This window comes from Nibrella saemangeumensis (assembly GCF_039541915.1).
Classification (GTDB): Bacteria; Bacteroidota; Bacteroidia; order Cytophagales; family Spirosomataceae; genus Nibrella; species Nibrella saemangeumensis.
This window is the reverse complement of the sequence record NZ_BAABHD010000032.1, coordinates 344,777-364,891: the sequence shown is the minus strand read 5'-3', so window position 1 is coordinate 364,891 and position 20,115 is coordinate 344,777. Positions and strand designations below refer to the sequence as shown.

Below are 20,115 nucleotides of genomic sequence, written 5' to 3'. Positions count from 1 at the left end.
CAGCGGTCTGCGCAGATCAGTCTTATGAAAAGGGCGACTACCATAGCCCCGGCTTATAATTTTTGCCTGTATACCGTAAAAACTCCCTTACCTTTGCTTTCCTAATAAAACCTAACCACATTACCCTGGTGAAATTTTTTCGCGTTCTGCTCGCTCTTCAACTGATTAGCGTGTCGCTGCTTGCCCAAAAGAAAAACGAATCCTTTCAATATCACATCCGTAAAGCCACCTCGCCCATTAAAATCGACGGCGTGCTGGATGAACAGGCCTGGCAGGATGCGGAGTCGGCGTCTGACTTCCACATGGTGCTGCCTATGGACACCAGTGCGGCTAAGGTACGCACCGATGTCCGGATGACTTACGATAACCAGAACGTGTACATCACCGCCATTTGTTACCATGCGCTGCCCGGCCCCTACATGGTCGAGTCGCTCCGGCGCGACTGGAACTTCGGCAAGAACGACAACTTTATCTTCTTTATTGATCCGTTCGATGACCAGACGAACGGCTTTACCTTCGGGACCAACGCGGCCGGGGCGCAGTGGGACGGCCTGCTGTACGAAGGCGGAGCAGCCAACCTGAACTGGGATAACAAGTGGACATCGGTGGTAAAGAACTACGAAGACAAATACATTTTTGAAGCAGCCATTCCATTCAAGACCATCCGGTACAAAAAAGGCATTACCCGCTGGGGCATCAACTTCAGCCGGCTCGATCTGAAAACCACGGAGAAGTCGAGCTGGGCACCGGTTCCCCGGCAGTTCCCCACAGCTTCACTGGCGTACACGGGTATTCTGGTCTGGGATCAGCCCCCGCCAAGCGCCGGCCCAAACGTCTCCATTATTCCATACGCCCTGGCCGGCGTATCGCGGGAGTACCGAACAGAGCGCCCTAATGAATTCCGCCGGGATGTGGGTGTCGATGCCAAGGTAGCCATTACCTCCTCGCTGAACCTGGATCTGACGGTAAATCCCGATTTTTCCCAGGTAGACGTTGACCGGCAGGTAACCAACCTCGACCGCTTTGAGCTGTTCTTCCCCGAACGGCGGCAGTTCTTTCTGGAAAACGGGGATATGTTCACCAACTTCGGCTACGCGTCAATCCGCCCGTTCTTCTCCCGGCGGATCGGTCTGGGGGTGCCCATTCACTTCGGTGCCAGGCTCAGCGGAAAGCTCAACAAAGATTGGCGCATTGGGCTGATGGACATGCAAACAGGCAGTGTGGCCGAAACCGGTCTGCCCGCTCAGAACTTCGCCGTGTTCTCGTTGCAACGGCGCATCTTCTCCCGGTCCAATATCGGCATCATCGCCATCAACAAAGAATCGCTGGATTACATCCCACAACCCGATAAGCCCCGTTATTCGCAATACAATCGCAATTTCGGGTTTGAATATAACCTGGCTTCGTCCAACAACCACTGGACCGGCAAAGCCCTGCTGCTGCGGTCGTTTAGCCCTGGCCGGTCAGGTAACGATTATGTTCACGCGGGCAATCTGCTGTATACAAGCCGGAAAATCATTCTGGGCTGGCAGCACGAGTATGTAGGCAGCAATTACACGGCTGAGGTAGGTTATGTCCCACGCCGGGGATACGTGAAGGTAAATCCGACGGCGGGTTATCTGATGTTTCCGAAAGGAGGCATTGTGCTCAGCCACGGCCCCCGGATCAGCTCTACGTACTTCTTTAACGAATCGATGCAGCAGACGGACAATGAAAGCTTTATCTCCTACAATGTTGGCTTCCGGAATCGCAGTTCGTTTACGGCGTGGGCGGCCCATGACTACGTTAAACTGCTGCAACCTTTTGACCCGACCAACATTGGCCTAGATACCCTGGCGCGTGGTACTGAACACCGCTGGAACGCCTGGGGCACCGAGTTTATCTCTAAACCCCAAAGCGTATTTACGTACGCGTTCTCTACCCGCTACGGCGGCTATTATGCCGGAGGCACCCGACTGAACCTGACAACGGAGGTTGGCTACCGGTTTCAGCCCTTTGTCAGTGTGGCGGTCAGTTCGAGCTACAACGACATCCGGTTGCCGCAGCCCTGGGGCAACCGGACCTTCTGGCTGGTGGGTCCACGGGTAGATGTTACCATGACCAACACCCTGTACTTTACGGCCTTTATGCAGTACAATGAGCAGGCCCGAAATGTAAACCTGAACACCCGGCTCCAGTGGCGCTACAAACCAGCTTCAGACCTGTTTATCGTTTATACCGACAACTACCTGCCCGGCACATTTGCCGTAAAGAACCGGGCGCTCGTGCTAAAATTCACGTATTGGTGGAATGTATAACCCCAATTGGGTAACGCCTTTCCCAATGTGTAACCTAACTAACCGGCAATCAGCCCGTTCTGAGTAAGGCTAAACCCTTCGTTTGAGTATTTTTTGAGTTTGGCACAGGCTTTGCTTATTAGTTAGCAGATGCCCGCCGATGCGCTAACCCTCTGGTTACTAATCCGGGCAGCGAAACAGGAACCAAACTTACCGGCCAATGCGTAAAATCAAGAGACCGGTAGAGAGTAATACAACAAATACTCAACGTTATGAAAAATTTTGCAAAATGCCTTATCCCCTATTTACTGTCGCTCATTCTCTTCTTTCTGATGAGCAGTTGTGAGGTTGTCGGCGGAATCTTCAAAGCAGGCGCATATACAGGAATCATTGTTGTTCTTCTGGTTGTATTTCTGGTCATCTGGGCGGGCTCCCGTCTGTTCGGTGGCCGCCGAAGACTTTAAGCAAACCCCTATAACAAGGAAGCCCCGCTCGACTGAGCGGGGCTTCCTTGTTATAGGGGTTATAGAGCGCAACGGGCGTTACGCCACCAGTTCAACCAGTTTGTCCTGCTGAATCACGGCTTTGATTCGTTCGCCCAAGTCGTCGGATGCCTTCATCAGCGGCAACCGAACGTCGGAACTGGCAATGCCCATAATCTCCAGAATCTTCTTGATGCCGACCGGATTACCTTCTTCGTACAGCAGCGGATCAATGCGGAGGAAATGCCCCAGTTCCTGGCGGGCAAAGGCAAAATCACCGCGCAGGGCAGCCTCAATCATTCCCGAGAACTTCGCCGGGAACGCATTGGCGATAACCGACATCACGCCTACTCCACCAATACTAATGATGGGTACGGCCTGCACATCGTCGCCCGAGATGAGCAGAAAATCGTCCGGTTTATCGCGGCCAATCTCCATGCACTGTTCAATGATGCAGGAAGCCTCTTTCACCCCCATAATGTTCGGATGCTCGGCCAGTGTGCAGATGGTCTCCGCCGACATGTTAATACCCGTCCGGGGCGGAATATTGTACAGGATCACCGGCACCGGGCTGGCATCGGCTACGCGGGTAAAGTGCTCGATCACCCCCCGCTTACCTGGTTTGTTGTAATAGGGACATACCGACAGAATAGCGTCGATACCGTCGAAGTTCGTATCCTTGATGGTGGCTACCACATCCGACGTAACGTTCCCGCCGATGCCGTACACGATAGGCAACCGTTTATAATTCTTTTCTTTGAGGAAATCCAGCAGCTGTTTCTTCTCCGACTTGGTCACCGTTGGAGATTCACCGGTTGTGCCCTGCAGCACAATGTATTTGACTCCGCCATCTGAGATGTGCTGCACCAGCCGGCCGAAACCGTCGAAGTCAATGGAATGGTCGGCATTGAACGGAGTAACAATAGCCACCCCGACGCCGTGGAAACGAGTATCCATGTAAATTGGATGAAAAATGAAAATTGGGTTATGTAAAGACAAAGTTACGAAATCATTGCTATAAACTCCTGCTCCCCAATCATATTCACCCCCAACTTCCGGGCTTTATCAACTTTCGACGGGCCAGCGTTTTCACCAACGATTAGGTAACTGAGTTTTTTGGATATGCCACTGAGCAACTTGCCGCCATTGGCCTGAATCCGGTCTTCGAGTTCGTCCCGGCTGAAGTTGGCGAACGTGCCGGTATATAAGAAGGTCTTACCGTCCAGCTTACTGCTCTCGGATGCTACAATTCGTCGCTCCGAAGCAAATTGCAGGCCGGCCTGCCGCAGCCGCTCCACAAAGCGCTGGTTGTCCGGATCGGCAAACCAGGCGGCAATGCTCTGTGCAATGCGGGGGCCCACCTCCGGCACATTCACCAGCGTTTCATAGGAGGCTGCCATCAACTCATCCATGTTGCCGAAGTAGTCAGCAATCTTTTCAGCGGTAGTATTACCCACATACCGGATACCCAGCCCAAACAGCACATTCGGAAATGGCTGCTGTTTGGAGCGATCAATGGCGGTCAGGATATTCTCCACCGTTTTCTCCCGGAAACTGACCACACGGATTTTGCCGGTCTCCTCATCTACATAGGCTTTCTCCAACCCCAAAAGCTTTTCGGTGGTGAGGTCGTATAAATCGGCGGGGTTCCCGATCAGCCCTTTGTCGATGAGCAATTCAATTTTACCCTCGCCCAGGCTTTCAATATTCATGGCCCGGCGCTGAATGAAGTGTTCCAACCGGGCCTGGCGCTGCGGAGGACAACCCTTTTCGTTGGGGCAGTAGAAGTGCGCTTCGCCTTCCTTCCTGGCCAGCGGAGTGCCACAGGCCGGGCACTGCGTCGGATACACAATGGGAACACTCGCTGGGGTACGTTTGGTAAGATCGACACCGGTTACCTTCGGGATAATTTCCCCGCCCTTCTCAATAAATACGGTATCGTGCATCATTACGCCCAGCCGCTGAATTTCGTTGGCGTTATGCAGCGATGCCCGCTTGACGACCGTTCCGGCCAGCAATACCGGCGTCAGATGAGCCACCGGCGTAACCGCGCCCGTACGGCCTACCTGGTACGAGATGGAATTGAGGGTGGTGCTGGCCGCCTGCGCCTTGTATTTATAAGCGATGGCCCAGCGGGGACTTTTGGCCGTAAAACCCAGTTCGCGCTGCTGGTCGTAGCGGTTTATCTTGATGACGATGCCGTCGGTAGCCAGCGGCAGCGAATACCGTTTGGTATCCCATTCCGCAATGTACGCCATCACCTCCTGTAGGGTGCTGCACTTACGCCAGGTTTGCGAGACGTTGAACCCCCATTGTTTCATCGCCATCAGGCTTTCCTCATGGGTTTGGAATACTTCCGGCTCCGACAGGAAGCTGTACAGGTAGCAATCGAGCCGGCGTTTGGCCACAATGGCCGAATCCTGTTGCTTAAAAGTACCCGAAGCCGCGTTGCGCGGGTTAGCCAGCAGGGGCTCGCCAATGTCTTCACGCTCTTTATTGATCCGCTCAAACTCGACCAGCGGCAGAAATCCCTCGCCACGCACCTCAAACAGCGGGGGGATAGTGTCGCCGTGAATACGTAAAGGCAATGTCCGGATGGTGCGGATGTTATGCGTAATATCGTCGCCCCGGACGCCGTCGCCCCGCGTGGCCCCCTGTACCAGCATGCCGTTTTCGTAGGTCATGCTCAAGGCCACGCCATCGAATTTAAGTTCGCAGATATATTCATACGGCTGGTCATTGAGCCCCCGTCTTATCCGATTATCAAACTCCACCAGTTCGGCTTCCGAGTAGGTGTTGCCCAGCGACAGCATTGGAAAGCGGTGGTAGACCGTCGGAAATTCCTTGCTGATGGTCCCTCCTACCCGTAGCGTCGGCGTGTCGGGCCGTCGGAACTCCGGATACTTGCGCTCCAGGCTGAGTAATTCTTCCAGCAGTTTATCGAAGGTATAGTCATCTACTTCCGACATACTGTTCTGATAGTATTGATAATTATAGTAGTTGATTTTGTCGGTTAACTCGTGAATGCGTTCCTGGGGAGACATAGAATCGGGTACTAAAATGTTATGCAAAACAGGGTGTAAAACGGTTTTATTTCAACTATCGGGCAAAAAAACTTAGTTTTACAGGATAGTATTAGTATAATGACCTGACCGCATCATGAGTAAACCCTTTATTGCTCCCTCCATTCTGGCCGCCGATTTTGCGAATCTTCAGCGGGATATTGAGATGATTAACCGGAGTGATGCCGGGTGGATTCACGTCGACATCATGGATGGGGTCTTTGTACCGAATATATCGTTTGGTCTGCCGGTGGTGGAAGCCGTCCGCCGGCACGCCCAAAAACCCCTCGACGTTCACCTGATGATTGTGCAGCCCGAGCGGTATCTGGAAGCATTTGCCAAAGCCGGGGCTGATACCATCACGGTGCATTACGAAGCCTGCACGCACCTGCACCGGACCCTGGCGCAGATCCGGGAACTGGGCTGCCGGGCCGGGGTTGCGCTGAACCCGCATACCCCGGTGCCGCTGCTGGAAGATGTCTTGGAGCAGATTGATCTGGTGCTGCTGATGTCGGTTAACCCCGGCTTCGGTGGCCAGGCGTTCATTGAGCATACTTACCGGAAAATTGCCCGGATGAAGCACCTGCTGGCGACGCACCGCCTGCCGGCCCTGATCGAAATAGACGGGGGCGTGGGGCCGGACAATGCCGGCCTGTTGCTGGATGCCGGGGCCGATGTACTGGTGGCCGGCACATCGGTTTTTAAAGCGGATGACCCAATTCAGGCCATTCGCGAACTGGGCGAGCATCCGAAACCGGCGCTGGCCTGAGCTGTTATTGACTTTTTAGCCCGTTGGGCTACCTGACTTTATGAAAACAATATATCTGGCCGTAGTGGCCGGGCTGAGCCTGGCACTATCGGCCTGCCGTAACGACCAAAACACCCAAACCGATGCCCTGGCGTCGACCTTACCCGGTCAGCAGGCACCCGCTGCTCCGCCGGCACCGGACTGGGCAAAAAATGCTACCATCTACGAAGTTAATGTCCGTCAGTTTTCGCCCAGAGGTACGTTTAAAGCTGTGGAAGAGCACCTGCCCCGGCTTAAAGAACTAGGCGTCGATATTGTGTGGCTGATGCCGATTCATCCCATCAGTCAGGAGAAACGGCAGGGAACCCTCGGCAACCCTTACGCCGTGGCCGATTACCTCACGGTCAACCCCGACTACGGCACTCCTGCCGATTTTAAAGCCCTGGTTCAGCGGGCGCACGATGTCGGTCTGCGCGTGATTATCGACTGGGTCCCTAACCATACCGGCTGGGACCATCCGTGGGTCAAAGCCCATCCTGACTGGTATACCTCGGTGAACGGCAAGATCATATCGCCCGTCACCAAAGAAGGCAAGCCGACCGGATGGACCGACGTGGCACAATTAAATTACGATAACCCCGATATGCGACAGGCCATGATTCAGGCCATGCAGTTCTGGATAAAAGAGTATGACATCGACGGCTTCCGCATTGAGGTGGCGGGCATGGTTCCCAACAATTTCTGGCAGGAAGTCCGTCCGGCGCTGGATAAGATAAAACCGGTGTTTCTGCTCTCCGAGTGGGAAGATGATCCCGAGCATTTCAAATGGTTCAACGCCAACTACGGCTGGAGCCTGTACCGGCTGCTGCAGGATATTGTGGCCGGTAACCGCCCGGCTTCGGCCATTGATACCCTGCTGGACTATAACCAGACTAATTTTCCGGGCTGGTACTACCAGATGCATTTCACCCACAACCATGACGAAAATGCCTACCGGGGCACCCTGCAGGAAACCTTCGGGCCAGCCGCCGACGTCTTCACCGTGCTGACGTGTACGATTGACGGGATGCCGCTGATCTACAACGGCATGGAGTCTAATCTGAACAAGCAGTTATCGTTCTACGACAAAGACACCATTCCCTGGGATACTTACTCTAAAAGCCGCTTCTTTAAAACCTTATTTACCCTGAAGCACCGCAACCAGGCCCTGTGGAATGGCCCGGCCGGCGGCCCCACCGTAAAAATCCCGACGAACCACGACGATAAGGTATACGCCTTTTACCGGCGCAGAGACAACGACTGGATAACTGTAATCCTGAACCTCAGCGAACAGCCCCTGACCGTCCGCCTGAACGGCGAAGGCTACGAGGGCCGCTACATGGAAATCTTTACCCGCCAGCCCGCCGAGTTAAAACCCCAAATGACGGTTTCGCTGAAGCCATGGGGGTATCAGGTGTATACGAATTAGTTTGAGGTTTGAAGTTTGAAGTTAAGCCTGCCATCAGACCTGAATAGGCGAAGCAACTTCAAACCTCAAACTCACTGTACGGGACGGGTTTTTCGTTTAGTTTATATATTTCTGCACCGTCATTTGAGAATGTCATTGCGTCATGCGGATGTTTTTGCTTTTACTGGGAGCGTGGTTGGTTAAGGCCGATCTCATCGGCCAGGCCCAGCCGGTTCACTGGGCCAGCCAGGTGGTGGGGTTTTCGTCGGAAGGCAAAGGGGAACCCTTCAGCCAGCAGTACCGCGCCACGCAGGTCCTGGGGCGACCCAACAAACTGCCAAACCTGGGCGAAAGCCCATGCGCCTGGTCGCCGGCCAACCCGGAGAACCTGAGCGACGAGTGGGTACGGGTACGGTTTGCCAAAGCGGTGCCCATCCGGCAGGTGGTGGTCGCCGAAAATGTCAACCCCGGCAGCATCACGCAGGTGGTGGTCTATGACCGTAACGGCCGCGAACATACCATTTACCAGAACGCCAATCCGGCACCGCGCAGTGAGCCTCTGCTGCGGATCATCCTGCCCGACTCGTCGCTGATTGGTCAGGAAATCAGGGTAACGATCAATCCCGGCCGGATAAAAGGCCCCAACCAGATCGACGGTATCGGCGTAACCAGTGCCGCCCAGCCGGTGGAAGTGGCAATCCCCCTGACCAAGAACCTGCCCAAAGACCTGAAGAAAGAAAACCTGGGCAAGACCGTCAACTCCGCCGGCGAAGAAGTGGCCCCGGTGATTACGCCCGACGGACGCACGCTGTACTTTACCCGGCGCTACCACCCAAAGAACATCGGCAGCGCCGAATTTCAGGACATCTGGTCGTCGAGACTGGTCTCCAAAGAAGAATGGGGAGAAGCCGTGAACATTGGGCCGCCCATCAATACACCCGATCACAACGCCATCAGCGGTATTTCACCCGACGGCCGGTCCATGTACCTGACCAACATCTACAAGCCCGACGGCTCGCTGGCGTTTGGCATCTCCCGGTCCATAAAAACCCGGAACGGCTGGTCGACGCCCCTGGAGTGCAAGATCAAGAACCACTATAACATCCATAAACGGGGCAATATGGAGTTCACCGTGGCCCCCAACGGCCGGGTCATGGTCATTGCCGTACAGCGGAAAGATTCGTACGGCGACAAAGATCTGTACGTCACCTTTCTGCTGCCTGACCAGACCTGGAGCGAACCCAAACACATGGGCCCGGTCCTGAACACGGCCGATTACGAAGGTACCCCGTTTATTGCGTCTGATGCCAAAACGCTGTACTTCTCCTCTTCGGGGCACCCCGAATACGGCGACGGCGACATCTTTGTCAGCCGCCGGCTCGACAGCACCTGGACGGACTGGTCATCGCCCGAAAACCTGGGCCCGCTGATCAACACCACCGAGTGGGACGGCTATTTTACCATTCCGGCTTCCGGCGATTTTGCCTACCTGAGTTCCAAACAAAACTCACTCGGCAACAATGACCTGTTCCGCCTGAAACTGTACCCGGAAATCATGCCCGAACCAGTAGCCATTGTATCGGGGCAGGTGCTGGATGCGCAAACCCAAAAGCCGGTATCGGCGGAGGTGATTGCCACCCTGGTGGGTAACAACACCGAAATAGCCAGGGTCGATTTCGACGCTGAAACCGGCGAGTATAAGATGATCCTGCCTGTTCAGAAGGCATATCAGCTGAATGCGCAGGCAGAAGGCTATTTTCCAACCCGGGAGGCCATTGACCTCAGCCGGGAAAAGCGCTTCCGCGACATCCGCCGGAATCTGTATGTCTCCAGGGTGAAGTCCGGGCAGAAGATGATCCTTAAAGAGGTGTTGTTTGAACAAAGCAAGTATGAGTTGCTGACCTCCTCCTATGCCGAGCTCGACCGGCTGGTCGAACTAATGAAAGAAAACCCCGATATGGAAGTTTTAGTGGAAGGGCATACCGATAACCAGGGGGAGTGGGATCTGAACATGAAACTGGCCGAAGACCGCGTTCGCGTTGTAAAAGCGTACCTGACCGATAAGGGGATAGCCGAAAAACGGGTACAGACCAAAGCCTGGGGACCCAGTAAACCCATTGCCAGCAACCAGAACGAAGAAAAGCGCAAACTGAACCGGAGAGTAGAATTTACGATCTTAAAAATGTGATAAAACAGAAATGCCAGTAACTTTGCCCGTCAGGTACTATAGCAGTATTCCATCCTTACCCTCGACAGCTTACAAACTAATCCGGGCCTGATCTGCTCATACGCCCCGGATTTTCGTATTAACGAGACGTAACGAATGCTTACACAATCTACACCATTGCAAGCCGAATTAAACAAGCCAATGGCGATTTCCAACCGGTCGGGCTTACTCATCCTCTTGATCCTGCTTCTGGCCTTTGGCCTGCGGCTGTATAAATCCGGAGCGTATGGGCTTTATCTGGACGAAAAATACACGATGGTCATTTCGCAGGGTATCGTCATGGAAGGCTCCAATCAGCACGATGTCTTTTTTACCCCCGGAAAGACCTACTTTACCCCCCGGGAGTTCTGGAAACCTAAAATGTTTTCGGACTTTATTGAAGCTAACATCCGGAATGACATCGGCAACAGCCCCGCCTATTATGCCGTGCTGTGGACCTGGATCAAGCTTTTTGGCATTACCGATTTCTCGGTCCGGTTCCCATCTGTGCTGTTCAGCACGCTGATCGCCGGCCTGGTGTACCTGTTTGTCCGCCACCATCTGCGGTCGGAAACGCTGGCCCTGATGAGCGCCTTTCTGGCGGCTGTGGAGCCCTTTTTTATTGCGTATAGCCACATGGCCCGTAATTACTCCATGAGCTTCTTTCTGACGCTGCTGGCTACACACCTGTTTCTGCTGATTCTGGAGAAAGACAAAAACCGGAAAAGTCCCACCCGGCTGCTGATCGCCTATGGGATCACCTTTGTGCTTTGCCTGCTGTCGCACTACCTGACGCTGACCGTCTTTTTAAGCCACGGCCTGTATTTTCTGCTTTACGTCCGGAAACCGAAACTGTGGCTTGCGTTTGCGCTGACGGCTCTGGCCGGCCTGGGGCTGGTTTCGTTATGGTTTATTTTCGGGGGCGGCTCGTATACGTTCCAGACGCTGGCGTATCAGGCGAAGTTTTACCGGAATATTGCGCTGACCAACCCGTATAACAGCGGCTTTGGCCTTGTGCTGCCGGCAACCCTGTTCAACGTTGCGGAACGATCGATGCCCATCTGGAGCGACCTGTTTATCCTGACCAACAGTCTCTTTCACAAAGCGGTCGGGTACAGAAATATCCTGGTGTCGCTGGTGCTGGGGCTGGGTGCCCTGGGGCTGTTCAGCCGGTACTATACCCGTCGTCATCTCCCCTGGTGGGTTCTGGGGGCGTTCACGGCCCTGATGGTAGCGGGCTTACCCTTTTATATTGCCCCCCGGCCGAATCATGTGGTCATTGTGGCCATCCCTACGTTTTGCTACCTGCTAGTGGTGTACATCCGGCAGTCGGTCAGGCCAGAGCAGCGCTCGTTGCTGGTGTTCCTGCTTCTGCTGGCTGTGGTGCCTACGCTTTTTCTCCTGCTGATGTCGTTCCGGAACGGGCACACCTACGGCATTACCCAACGCTACTCCGGCTTTTCGTTTCCGTATACGGTCATTCTGGTATCCATGATTCTGTATCAGGTATACCGATTACCAAACGCCTTTAAAGTTGTGCTGAGCCTTGTACTGCTGGTTCAGGCTTACCTGATCGGGAGCCTGCTGCATACTATTTACAGCGACCGTGATCCGAAATACACTTATTTTGCAAAGCCGAGAACGCCTAATCCGCACTATTTGTCGGCCCAGCGCATCCGCGAGGCCTATGCTCCGGGCGATACAGTGCTGTATCCATCCATCCGGTTATACGCCAGAGATGAGATTGAGAAGACCTTCTGGCCGTTTTCGATTCAGGACGCTCAGCTGACGAACCTGTACCTGCCGAAAGAAGCCGACTATATCCAGCGGATGGACACAACACAGTCTGACCGGATCATTCTGGTCAAAGGCCGCACCGGGCAGAAGATCACCATTTTTGATTTTGAAGGAACAACTTATCGCTATTAAGGCAGTGACTGATATAAGCAAAGCAGATAACGCCAGGGCGCTTAGCGGCCAACTGCGTCTGAAGGTTCTCGGCCTGTACAACCAGGCAAACGCCGGTCATATCGGCTGCTCACTGAGTTGCATCGACCTGATGATCGCCACGCTGATTGGCCGGAAGCGGGACCAGGATACATTCATTCTCTCTAAGGGCCACGCGGCTGCCGCTCTGTACGTCTGTCTGAATCATACCGGAGAAATTCCCGATGAGGAGCTGGAGACCTACTACAAAAACGGTACGACGCTCCCCGCTCACCCGGCTCCCAATCACCACGCGGGCATTCCCTTTGCTACCGGTTCACTGGGGCACGGCTTGCCGATTGCCGCCGGTATTGCCCACGCCAGCCGGTTACTCGGCCAGGATAGCCGCGTTTTTGTGTTATTATCCGACGGCGAAACCAACGAAGGCACTACCTGGGAGGCCGCTCATTTTGCCCTGCAGCGTAAACTGGACAACCTGATTATGCTGATCGACAGAAACGGGCTGCAAGGCTTCGGGCACACCGGCGACGTTTTGGGCGATACGGCTGCGGCCGAAAAATGGCAGGCCATCGGCTTCGACACCATCGAGGTGGACGGGCATAACGTAGACGCCCTTCTTCAGGCCATTGACCTGCTGACGGCCAATCCCGATGGCCGCCCCAAAGCTATTATTGCCCATACGATCAAGGGCAAAGGCGTGTCGTACATGGAAGATAAACTGGAATGGCATTATCTGCCCATGACACCGGCGCAGTACCAGCAAGCCTGCGCCGAAGTAGCCGACCGCTATCTAACCACCACCCGTTCGAATGCAACTGAAAACTCACCCGTATAACGATAAAATCCGCCGGCTTAACGGTCCTGTGTTTGTTTTTGGTGCCAGTGGTTTCATCGGTGCCAACCTGTTCAATGATCTCTTCCAGGCCCGTCCGGGTAAAGACGTCTATGCGGTAACGCACGACGCCACCAAAGCCTGGCGGTTGAAATTACTGAATGTTCCGCCCGAAAACATTGTTCATTGCGACATTCTGTCTGATAACTCGGTGCGGGAGGTGTTCGACAAATACAAGCCCCGTACGATCTTCAATCTGGCGGCCTATGGCGCGTACAGCAAGCAGAAGAATGTTAATCTGATCTACGAAACCAACGTTCTGGGCACCGTTAACATCCTCGAAAACTGCACCCCAGACATGGTCTATATCCATGCCGGCAGCAGTTCGGAGTACGGCTTTAACTGTACCGCCCCCAAAGAAACCGACCGGGTTGAACCCAACAGCCATTATTCCGTCTCCAAAGTGTCGGCCGCTTATGTGCTGGAGTACTACGCCCGGCTCCAGCACCTGAACACCCTGAACCTTCGGCTGTATTCCATCTATGGCGGCTGGGAAGAGCCCGACCGGCTTATACCCCGCCTGGTTGAAGAAGCCCGGAAAGGGGACTTCCCCCCGCTGGTGTCGCCCGATATTAGCCGCGACTTTGTGTATATCGACGACTGCGTAGAAGCCTTTGTGGATGCTGCCCTGAACGTAGGTCCTGCCAACCGGGGCCGGTCCTACAACATCGCCACAGGTCAGAAAACCACCATGCGGGAACTGGTCGACCTCACCGTGGCCGGATTCCAGATTCCAAAGACGCCCCAGTGGGGCAGCATGACCAATCGCAACTGGGACCTCAGCGACTGGTACGGCGACCCCTCGGCCGCCGAAGCCGATCTGGGCTGGAAGGCCCGCACCCCACTACAGGAAGGCCTGCGCCTGACCGCCGACTGGCAGGCCCGACACGATTACGAAAGCAAAGTCATTCCGGCCTTCAAAAACCCATCGCTCAACGCCGTTATATCGCCCATCATCGCCTGTTACAAAGATGCCCAGGCAATTCCGTACATGTATGAGCGGCTGGTGAAGACCTTCAATGAAATGAAGGTCCGGTACGAGATCATCTTCGTTAACGACAACTCACCCGACAATACCGACGAGGTACTGGAAGGTATCTGCGCCAAAGACCCCAATGTGATTGCTATCAAGCACTCCCGCAACTTTGGGTCACAATCGGCCTTTCTGAGCGGGATGGAAATTGCCACCGGCGACGCCGTGGTGCTTATGGATGGTGATCTGCAGGACCCGCCGGAGGTCATTCCGGACTTTTATAAGAAATGGATGGAGGGGTACGAGGTCGTATACGGAGTACGGGTACAACGGGAAATGGCCCCTCACGTCCACTTCTTCTACAAGACATTTTACCGGCTCTTCCGGCGCATGTCGTACGTCAACATTCCGGTCGATGCCGGCGATTTCTCGATGATCGACCGCAAAGTGGTCAAAGAGCTGGTCAGTCTGCCCGAAACCGAGCAGTTTCTGCGGGGGTTGCGGGCCTGGGTTGGTTTTCGACAAACCGGGGTCAACTACGTCAGACCGGAGCGGATGTTCGGGGTATCGACCAACAACTGGACCAAAAACATCTGGTGGGCGAAAAAAGCGATTTTCTCGTTCAGCTTCGCTCCGCTCGAAGCCATGTCATACGCCGGCTTTATCCTGACCTGCTTGTCGGTCCTGGGCATCATCTGGCAGATAGTAGCCAGGCTGATCAATTTTGACCCGAACACCCCGTACGGAACATCCACCATTATTGTCCTGATCATGTTCTTTGGAGGAATCAATCTGCTGGGCATCTCCTTTCTGGGCGAGTACGTCAGTAAGATTTTTGAAGAAACGAAGAAGCGGCCGAAGTATATTCGAACAATGGTACGGATCGGAGACCGCATTTATAATACATCAGATAAGATTTCCGCCCTGCTGTCGCAGCGGAAGCGTTAATCAAGTTAACACCCAATCGAACAGATATGGAATCAAAGGCAGAAGTCAAACAAAATGTGTCGGTGTTTAACCAGAACGTCCGGGAAAACGGCGGCTTTCTGTACACCACCAATGCATCTTTTTCCTCGTACGTAGCCAACAAACGTATTTCGGACGCTATTTACAAGCACATCAAACCGGAATACAAAACGCTGCTGGACATCGGCTGTGGCGATGGTGCCTACACCAATGAGATCAAACAGAACTTCCCTCACCTGAGCGTCGAAGGCTTCGATCCGGCAGCCAAGGCGGTTCAGGCGGCTTCGGAGAAATACCCCGACGTCAAATTTACCGTCAGTAACATTCTGGACGACACCCTGGCGGTTCCGGCCAAAAAATACGATGTGGCCGTGATTCGGGGGGTGCTCCACCACCTGACCGATCAGGAGAAAGCCATTCGTAACGCGTTTAAGCTGAGCGATAACATCATCATCATGGAGCCGAACGGCAATAACCCCATTCTGAAGGTGATCGAAAAAACATCTAAATACCATATCGAGCACGAAGAGCAGTCGTTTCTGTCGACCACGCTGAAGAAGTGGATCCGGAACGCCGGTGGCGAGGTGGTTGAGTTCAGCTATGTCGGTTACGTGCCCTTCTTCTTCCCGACCACGCCGGCAAAGATCATTTATTTCTTCCAGCCGTTCCTGGAAAAGGTACCGGTCGTGAAGCATATCTTTTCGGCCCAGTTTATTATCAGTTGTCGTAAACGGAAATGAGAAAGGAATTTTCGGCGGGTATCGAGCGGCTGGCGCGGGAAGACGACCGGATTGTGTTTATCACCGGCGACCTGGGCTATAATGCCCTGGAAAACCTGGTCGACACCATGGGACCGCGGTTCATCAACGCGGGCGTAGCCGAGCAGAACATGGTCGGGGTAGCCGCCGGTATGGCCTACAAGGGATTTAAAGTATTTGTTTATAGCATTGCCCCCTTTGCCGTGTACCGGTGTCTGGAGCAGTTCCGCAACGATGTCTGCCTGCACCGGATGCCGGTATTTCTGGTGGGCAACGGCGGGGGCTACGGCTACGGTATCATGGGCTCCACCCACCACGCCATCGAGGATCTGGCCTGCCTGAGCAGTCTTCAGAACGTAAAAACATACATCCCCGCCTTCGCCGATGAGATCGATCCGATGCTCGACGCGATTGTGACCGAAGCCCGTCCAACGTATCTGCGTCTGGGTGCCGGTCCTAAAACCCCCGAGGGTACCGAAGCCATCGGCTCTTTCCGGCACGTGGTCCGCAGCGACAAGGCCGAAGGAACCATTGTGGCGCTGGGACCGGTGGCCGCCAACGTATTGAAAGCACTCGAAGCCGAAAACCTCACCGAGCGGTTCGATGTGTACACAGCTACCAATCTCCCGCTGGAGTTACCTGCCGGGCTGGCCCGGCGCTGGAACGGCCGGCCTATGCTGGTGGTCGAAGAGCACGTATCCATTGGTGGTCTGGCGCAGCAACTGTCGGTGCAACTGCTGCAAAACGGTATTGTCCCCACGCAGTTTGTGAGTCTGTCGGCCCAGGGGTATCCCAACGGCCTCTACGGCGACCAGAAGTACCACCAGCAACTCTCGGGCCTTGATCCGGACAATATTGCCCGGCAGTTAGCCACGCTCGTCACGGCATAATGAAGCAGGCGCTCCATACCCAATCCCCCAGCGTTGGCAGACGCGCACCCGCTGACACACCGGCGACGGTACCGCTCCTGTCGCGGCCGTGGATGGGCTGGCTGCTGATGGCCCTGCCGGTGGTAGCGTTCGCCGGGCTGTGGAGCCGCTACGTAGTAAACGTTCCGAAATGGGACGACCATGCCCTGCGGGCCTTTCTGATAAAACTGGCGGAAGAAGATACGCTGACGGGAAAAACGTACCAGTTTTTTAAACAGCATAACGAGCACCGCATTGTATACGACCGGGTCATTAGCTGGCTGGACTACCAGTTATGGGGTGAACTGAACTTCACGCACCTGATGGCGGTGGGCAACCTAAGCCTGCTGGGGCTGCTGCTGGTCTTTGCGCTGGTGCTGCGCCGGGAACTGCCTGACCGACGGGGCAATACGTTGTGGTATGCAGCGCCGGTAGCGTTTATCCTGTTAAACCTGTCGCACTGGGAGAACATGTTCTGGGGCATGGCTGCGCTGCAGAACATGACCATCATGGCCTGGGTGGTTGGCTGCCTATACCTGCTGGCGTACACGCCCCATCGGCTGGCGGCTTTCGGGCTGGCGGTAGCGGCCACGCTGACCAGCGGCAACGGCTTGCTGATTTGGCCGGTGGGGCTGCTGGTGCTGGCCGTTCAGGCCGTTGAACACCGGAAAAACCGCCCGGCGCTGGCTGGCTGGCTGGCCGGTGCGGCCCTTTGCATCGGCTTGTACTTCTACGGCTACGAGAAATCAGTCAGCAACCCGCCTACCCGGTTTGATCCGGTACAGTTGCTGAAGGGGTGGTTGGCGTTTACCGGAGCCGCTGCGGAAGCGTTTCCCATGGGCCCACCATACGTAATGAGTATCCTGCTTGGCGGCCTGCTGACGCTGCTCGTTGTGGGTCTGGTTGCGGCAGCGCTGCGCCGGGGACTGATCCGCCGTTCTCTCCTTCCCCTCGATTATTTTTTTGGTGGTGGCGCGGCCTTTCTGCTCGGTACGGGTGCAATTGTTGCCTGGTCGCGGGTAGCCTTTGGGGCCGAACTGCTCATAACCAGCCGGTACAAAATCTATTCGCTGACGCTCCTGGGCCTCCTGTATGTCTACCTTGCCGGGCGGCTCCGGGGACGGTGGCGGCCCACAGTGGGTATCGCGGGCCTGGTCGTTGGCGTTGTCCTGGCTTGGGCGGCTTACCTGAGCTATCTCGACGAAACTATTTTCTGGCGACGTCATTTTCTGGCGAGTCAGTTCAACTGGTCATACGAGACCAACACCCCGCCGGCAGCACGTCCGGCCGGCATTTACCAGCCTGCCTTCTATGAACAGTGCCTGGATCAGATCCTGCAACCAGCTACGGCTTCGGTGGTACCTATCGACAGCGTCTTCCGCACCGGCAACTCGTATGTCGTGCAAAACAGAACGCTGCCCGCCAGCCGGAACCCGCACGATGAGCAATACATCCGGTTACGGTCGGCGCAGCGTACGTACCTGATGGCGGCCAGTCCGGTACAAAATCCAACATGGCGGGTTCTGTCTGGCCTGGCACCCGCCTTCTTACCCGGCTTTCAGGCTGTTTTTTCGGATACGGAGCCCATGCCAGGCTTGTATCAGCTGGACGTGGTGACTAGCCATTCAGACGGGACCTGTCAGGTATATGCGACCGGCCGCACCCTGGAGATTACCCCGCCGACGACCAAACCAATCGAAACTAATTGGTAATCCGCCATGGCAGCTGTCCGACGCATACCGGTTATTCTGCTGATCATGCTGCCCGTGGTACTGGTCGGTGCGGCCGTAGTGTATTATGCTGTAGACATCCCCTACCGTGCTGACTATTCCCTGCAGAACGACCTGCTGCAGCTCCGGCAGCAGAACTCGGCTGTGCACACAGCCCGGCAACTGTTTACCTCGCACGAGGGACAACCGATCTTCTGGACCCGGCTGGTGTTTCTGGTCTGTCTGGCCTTAAACGGCACGCTAAGCTATTACGCCCTGACCCTTACGGGCTTCGCTTTTCTGATTGTTCTGCTGGCGCTCCTATACGCGGCCTTCCGACGGGCGGGCTTAGCACTGGCCTACTTTATACCGGTGCCTTTCTGGCTATTTTCGCTGCAGAGTTACGAAACGCTGCTGTGGTCGACGGCTGCTCTGCAGGCCTATTCGCAGATGGCATTTGTGCTGGCTACGTTTTACCTGCTGGCCCGCAACCGGCATCGGGAGCGTTTTATCGCGCTCGTGCCGGCCGTTCTGGCCTTGTTTTCCGGCAACAGCGGCCTGCCGGCTCTCATTGCCGGATTGCTGATTCTGTTTCGGCAGCAACACTGGCGATCCATCATGATCTGGTCGGTAGTGCTCATTGGCTGTCTGAGTTTTTACGGCTATTCCGATCAACCGGCTACACCCCTTTCGCCGGTGCCGCTTATTCCCCTGCCGGAGCGGATAGAAAGCTTTTTCCATTCGGCAGGGCTTTTCGCCGATCTGACCGGAGCGATACCGGGGCGGGAAACGCCATCCGGCCTGCTGGTCGGGTTAGGCATCGTGCTGGTGCTGGGTACTGTTTATTTTCTGGTCCGGCTGGCGATCAAAGCCTTTAATCGCCAGACTTTTCCCTTCTGGGATGACTTTTTCCTGGCGTCGGGGCTCTTTCTGCTCATGCTGTTTTTGTCCGGCATACCCGCAGGAACAGAGCTGCCGGGTACCGGTCTGCCGGGCGCCGGGCTGCCGGACCAGAGCCGGTTGTACTCGGCCGTTCTGGTGAGTATCCTTTATCTGTACAGTGTGTTCCGCTGGCGCTTTTTTTCACTCCGCCGGTGGGAAGCCATTGTGGTGACGCTGAGTACGGTGGTACTCAGCCTGCTGTCCAGTTACTGGAGTATGGACGGTATCGTGTACCAGCACCGGCAAACCATTGTAGCGTATCTTAACTGGCTCCAGTTGACGCCGGCCGGGCACCAGCGGGCGATCCGGACCGTTTATGTCCCTACAGCCACCCCGTTTGTTAAGCGGATTGCCCGGCTAACGGGCCCGGCTTCGCTGACGATCGATGCCAGCACCCAGCTCGACAGCCTGCGCGAAGAACCGGATCAGTATGTGTTTGTGCAGGAAGGCCATGTTAATCCCACGCCGGCGAATCCCGACAACGGAGCTTACATCCTTTTGACCAGCCTGGAGCATCGGTACCTGTTTGCCGCGTGGCCGGCCAAACCGAACCGCGTTGCCCCGACAGCCAGCCATCCGCGGTATACCCCCAGGCAGTTCTACGCTCAGATTCCGAAAGAAGATCTCCGGCAGGGACGTTACCGGATCGGAATCCTCACCAGTGAGCCCGACAGGGCCAGCCTGGCGATGACCAACCAGTACTTGATTTTCACACCGTCAGACCAACAACCGGAAAAGGATTCAGCGCAGCCAATGGCGATAAAATAAATTGGTTTCCCTGATTCGTAATACTTTTGTG

14 protein-coding genes are annotated in these 20,115 nt (G+C 55.2%); 12 read left to right on the top strand and 2 right to left on the bottom strand.

Features of this window, described 5'->3' with window-relative positions; translation table 11 throughout:
• The first annotated feature begins 128 nt into the window (after positions 1–128).
• Positions 129–2,297, top strand: coding sequence for a carbohydrate binding family 9 domain-containing protein (locus ABD949_RS18135; RefSeq protein ID WP_345245531.1), 2,169 nt, complete (start codon positions 129–131; stop codon positions 2,295–2,297).
• A 251-nt stretch (positions 2,298–2,548) separates the two neighbouring features.
• Positions 2,549–2,740 carry a hypothetical protein gene (locus tag ABD949_RS18130; RefSeq protein WP_345245529.1) on the top strand — a complete coding sequence of 64 codons (192 nt, stop codon included), beginning with the start codon at positions 2,549–2,551 and terminating at the stop codon, positions 2,738–2,740.
• Between the two features lie 78 nt (positions 2,741–2,818).
• On the opposite strand, the gene dapA is transcribed toward ABD949_RS18130, so the two are convergent.
• Both dapA and ligA read right to left on the bottom strand, forming a co-directional pair.
• Positions 2,819–3,715, bottom strand: coding sequence for a 4-hydroxy-tetrahydrodipicolinate synthase (dapA, locus tag ABD949_RS18125; protein ID WP_345245527.1), 897 nt, complete (start codon positions 3,713–3,715; stop codon positions 2,819–2,821).
• Between the two features lie 44 nt (positions 3,716–3,759).
• Positions 3,760–5,802, bottom strand: coding sequence for an NAD-dependent DNA ligase LigA (gene ligA, locus ABD949_RS18120; RefSeq protein ID WP_345245525.1), 2,043 nt, complete (start codon positions 5,800–5,802; stop codon positions 3,760–3,762).
• A 115-nt stretch (positions 5,803–5,917) separates the two neighbouring features.
• On the opposite strand from ligA, the gene rpe reads away from it, so the two are divergent.
• The 10 genes from rpe to ABD949_RS18070 all read left to right on the top strand — a co-directional run bounded on the left by rpe (position 5,918) and on the right by ABD949_RS18070 (position 20,084).
• Positions 5,918–6,589, top strand: coding sequence for a ribulose-phosphate 3-epimerase (gene rpe / locus ABD949_RS18115; RefSeq protein ID WP_345245523.1), 672 nt, complete (start codon positions 5,918–5,920; stop codon positions 6,587–6,589).
• 40 nt (positions 6,590–6,629) lie between these two features.
• Positions 6,630–8,036: an alpha-amylase family glycosyl hydrolase gene (locus tag ABD949_RS18110; RefSeq protein ID WP_345245521.1), complete on the top strand. Its 1,407-nt coding sequence runs from the start codon at positions 6,630–6,632 to the stop codon at positions 8,034–8,036.
• A 148-nt stretch (positions 8,037–8,184) separates the two neighbouring features.
• Entirely contained in the window at positions 8,185–10,203 is a 2,019-nt protein-coding gene (locus tag ABD949_RS18105; RefSeq protein ID WP_345245519.1) for an OmpA family protein, read from the top strand.
• Positions 10,204–10,338: 135 nt separating this feature from the next.
• Positions 10,339–12,150: a glycosyltransferase family 39 protein gene (locus ABD949_RS18100; RefSeq protein ID WP_345245516.1), complete on the top strand. Its 1,812-nt coding sequence runs from the start codon at positions 10,339–10,341 to the stop codon at positions 12,148–12,150.
• Entirely contained in the window at positions 12,146–13,003 is an 858-nt protein-coding gene (locus ABD949_RS18095; protein WP_345245553.1) for a transketolase, read from the top strand. Before ABD949_RS18100 ends, ABD949_RS18095 begins: the two co-directional genes overlap by 5 nt.
• Positions 12,978–14,981 carry an NAD-dependent epimerase/dehydratase family protein gene (locus ABD949_RS18090; RefSeq protein WP_345245514.1) on the top strand — a complete coding sequence of 668 codons (2,004 nt, stop codon included), beginning with the start codon at positions 12,978–12,980 and terminating at the stop codon, positions 14,979–14,981. The genes ABD949_RS18095 and ABD949_RS18090 overlap by 26 nt, the downstream gene beginning before the upstream one ends.
• 26 nt (positions 14,982–15,007) lie before the next feature.
• Positions 15,008–15,739, top strand: a complete 732-nt coding sequence (locus tag ABD949_RS18085; protein WP_345245512.1) for a class I SAM-dependent methyltransferase — start codon at positions 15,008–15,010, stop codon at positions 15,737–15,739.
• The gene (locus ABD949_RS18080; RefSeq protein ID WP_345245510.1) at positions 15,736–16,647 is read left to right on the top strand and encodes a transketolase family protein; all 912 of its coding nucleotides are present in this window, start codon (positions 15,736–15,738) and stop codon (positions 16,645–16,647) included. The genes ABD949_RS18085 and ABD949_RS18080 overlap by 4 nt, the downstream gene beginning before the upstream one ends.
• Positions 16,647–18,377, top strand: a complete 1,731-nt coding sequence (locus ABD949_RS18075) for a hypothetical protein (RefSeq protein WP_345245508.1) — start codon at positions 16,647–16,649, stop codon at positions 18,375–18,377. The genes ABD949_RS18080 and ABD949_RS18075 overlap by 1 nt, the downstream gene beginning before the upstream one ends.
• A gap of 6 nt (positions 18,378–18,383) precedes the next feature.
• Complete coding sequence (locus tag ABD949_RS18070) at positions 18,384–20,084, top strand: hypothetical protein (RefSeq protein ID WP_345245506.1); 1,701 nt, start codon at positions 18,384–18,386, stop codon at positions 20,082–20,084.
• Positions 20,085–20,115 lie beyond the last annotated feature (31 nt).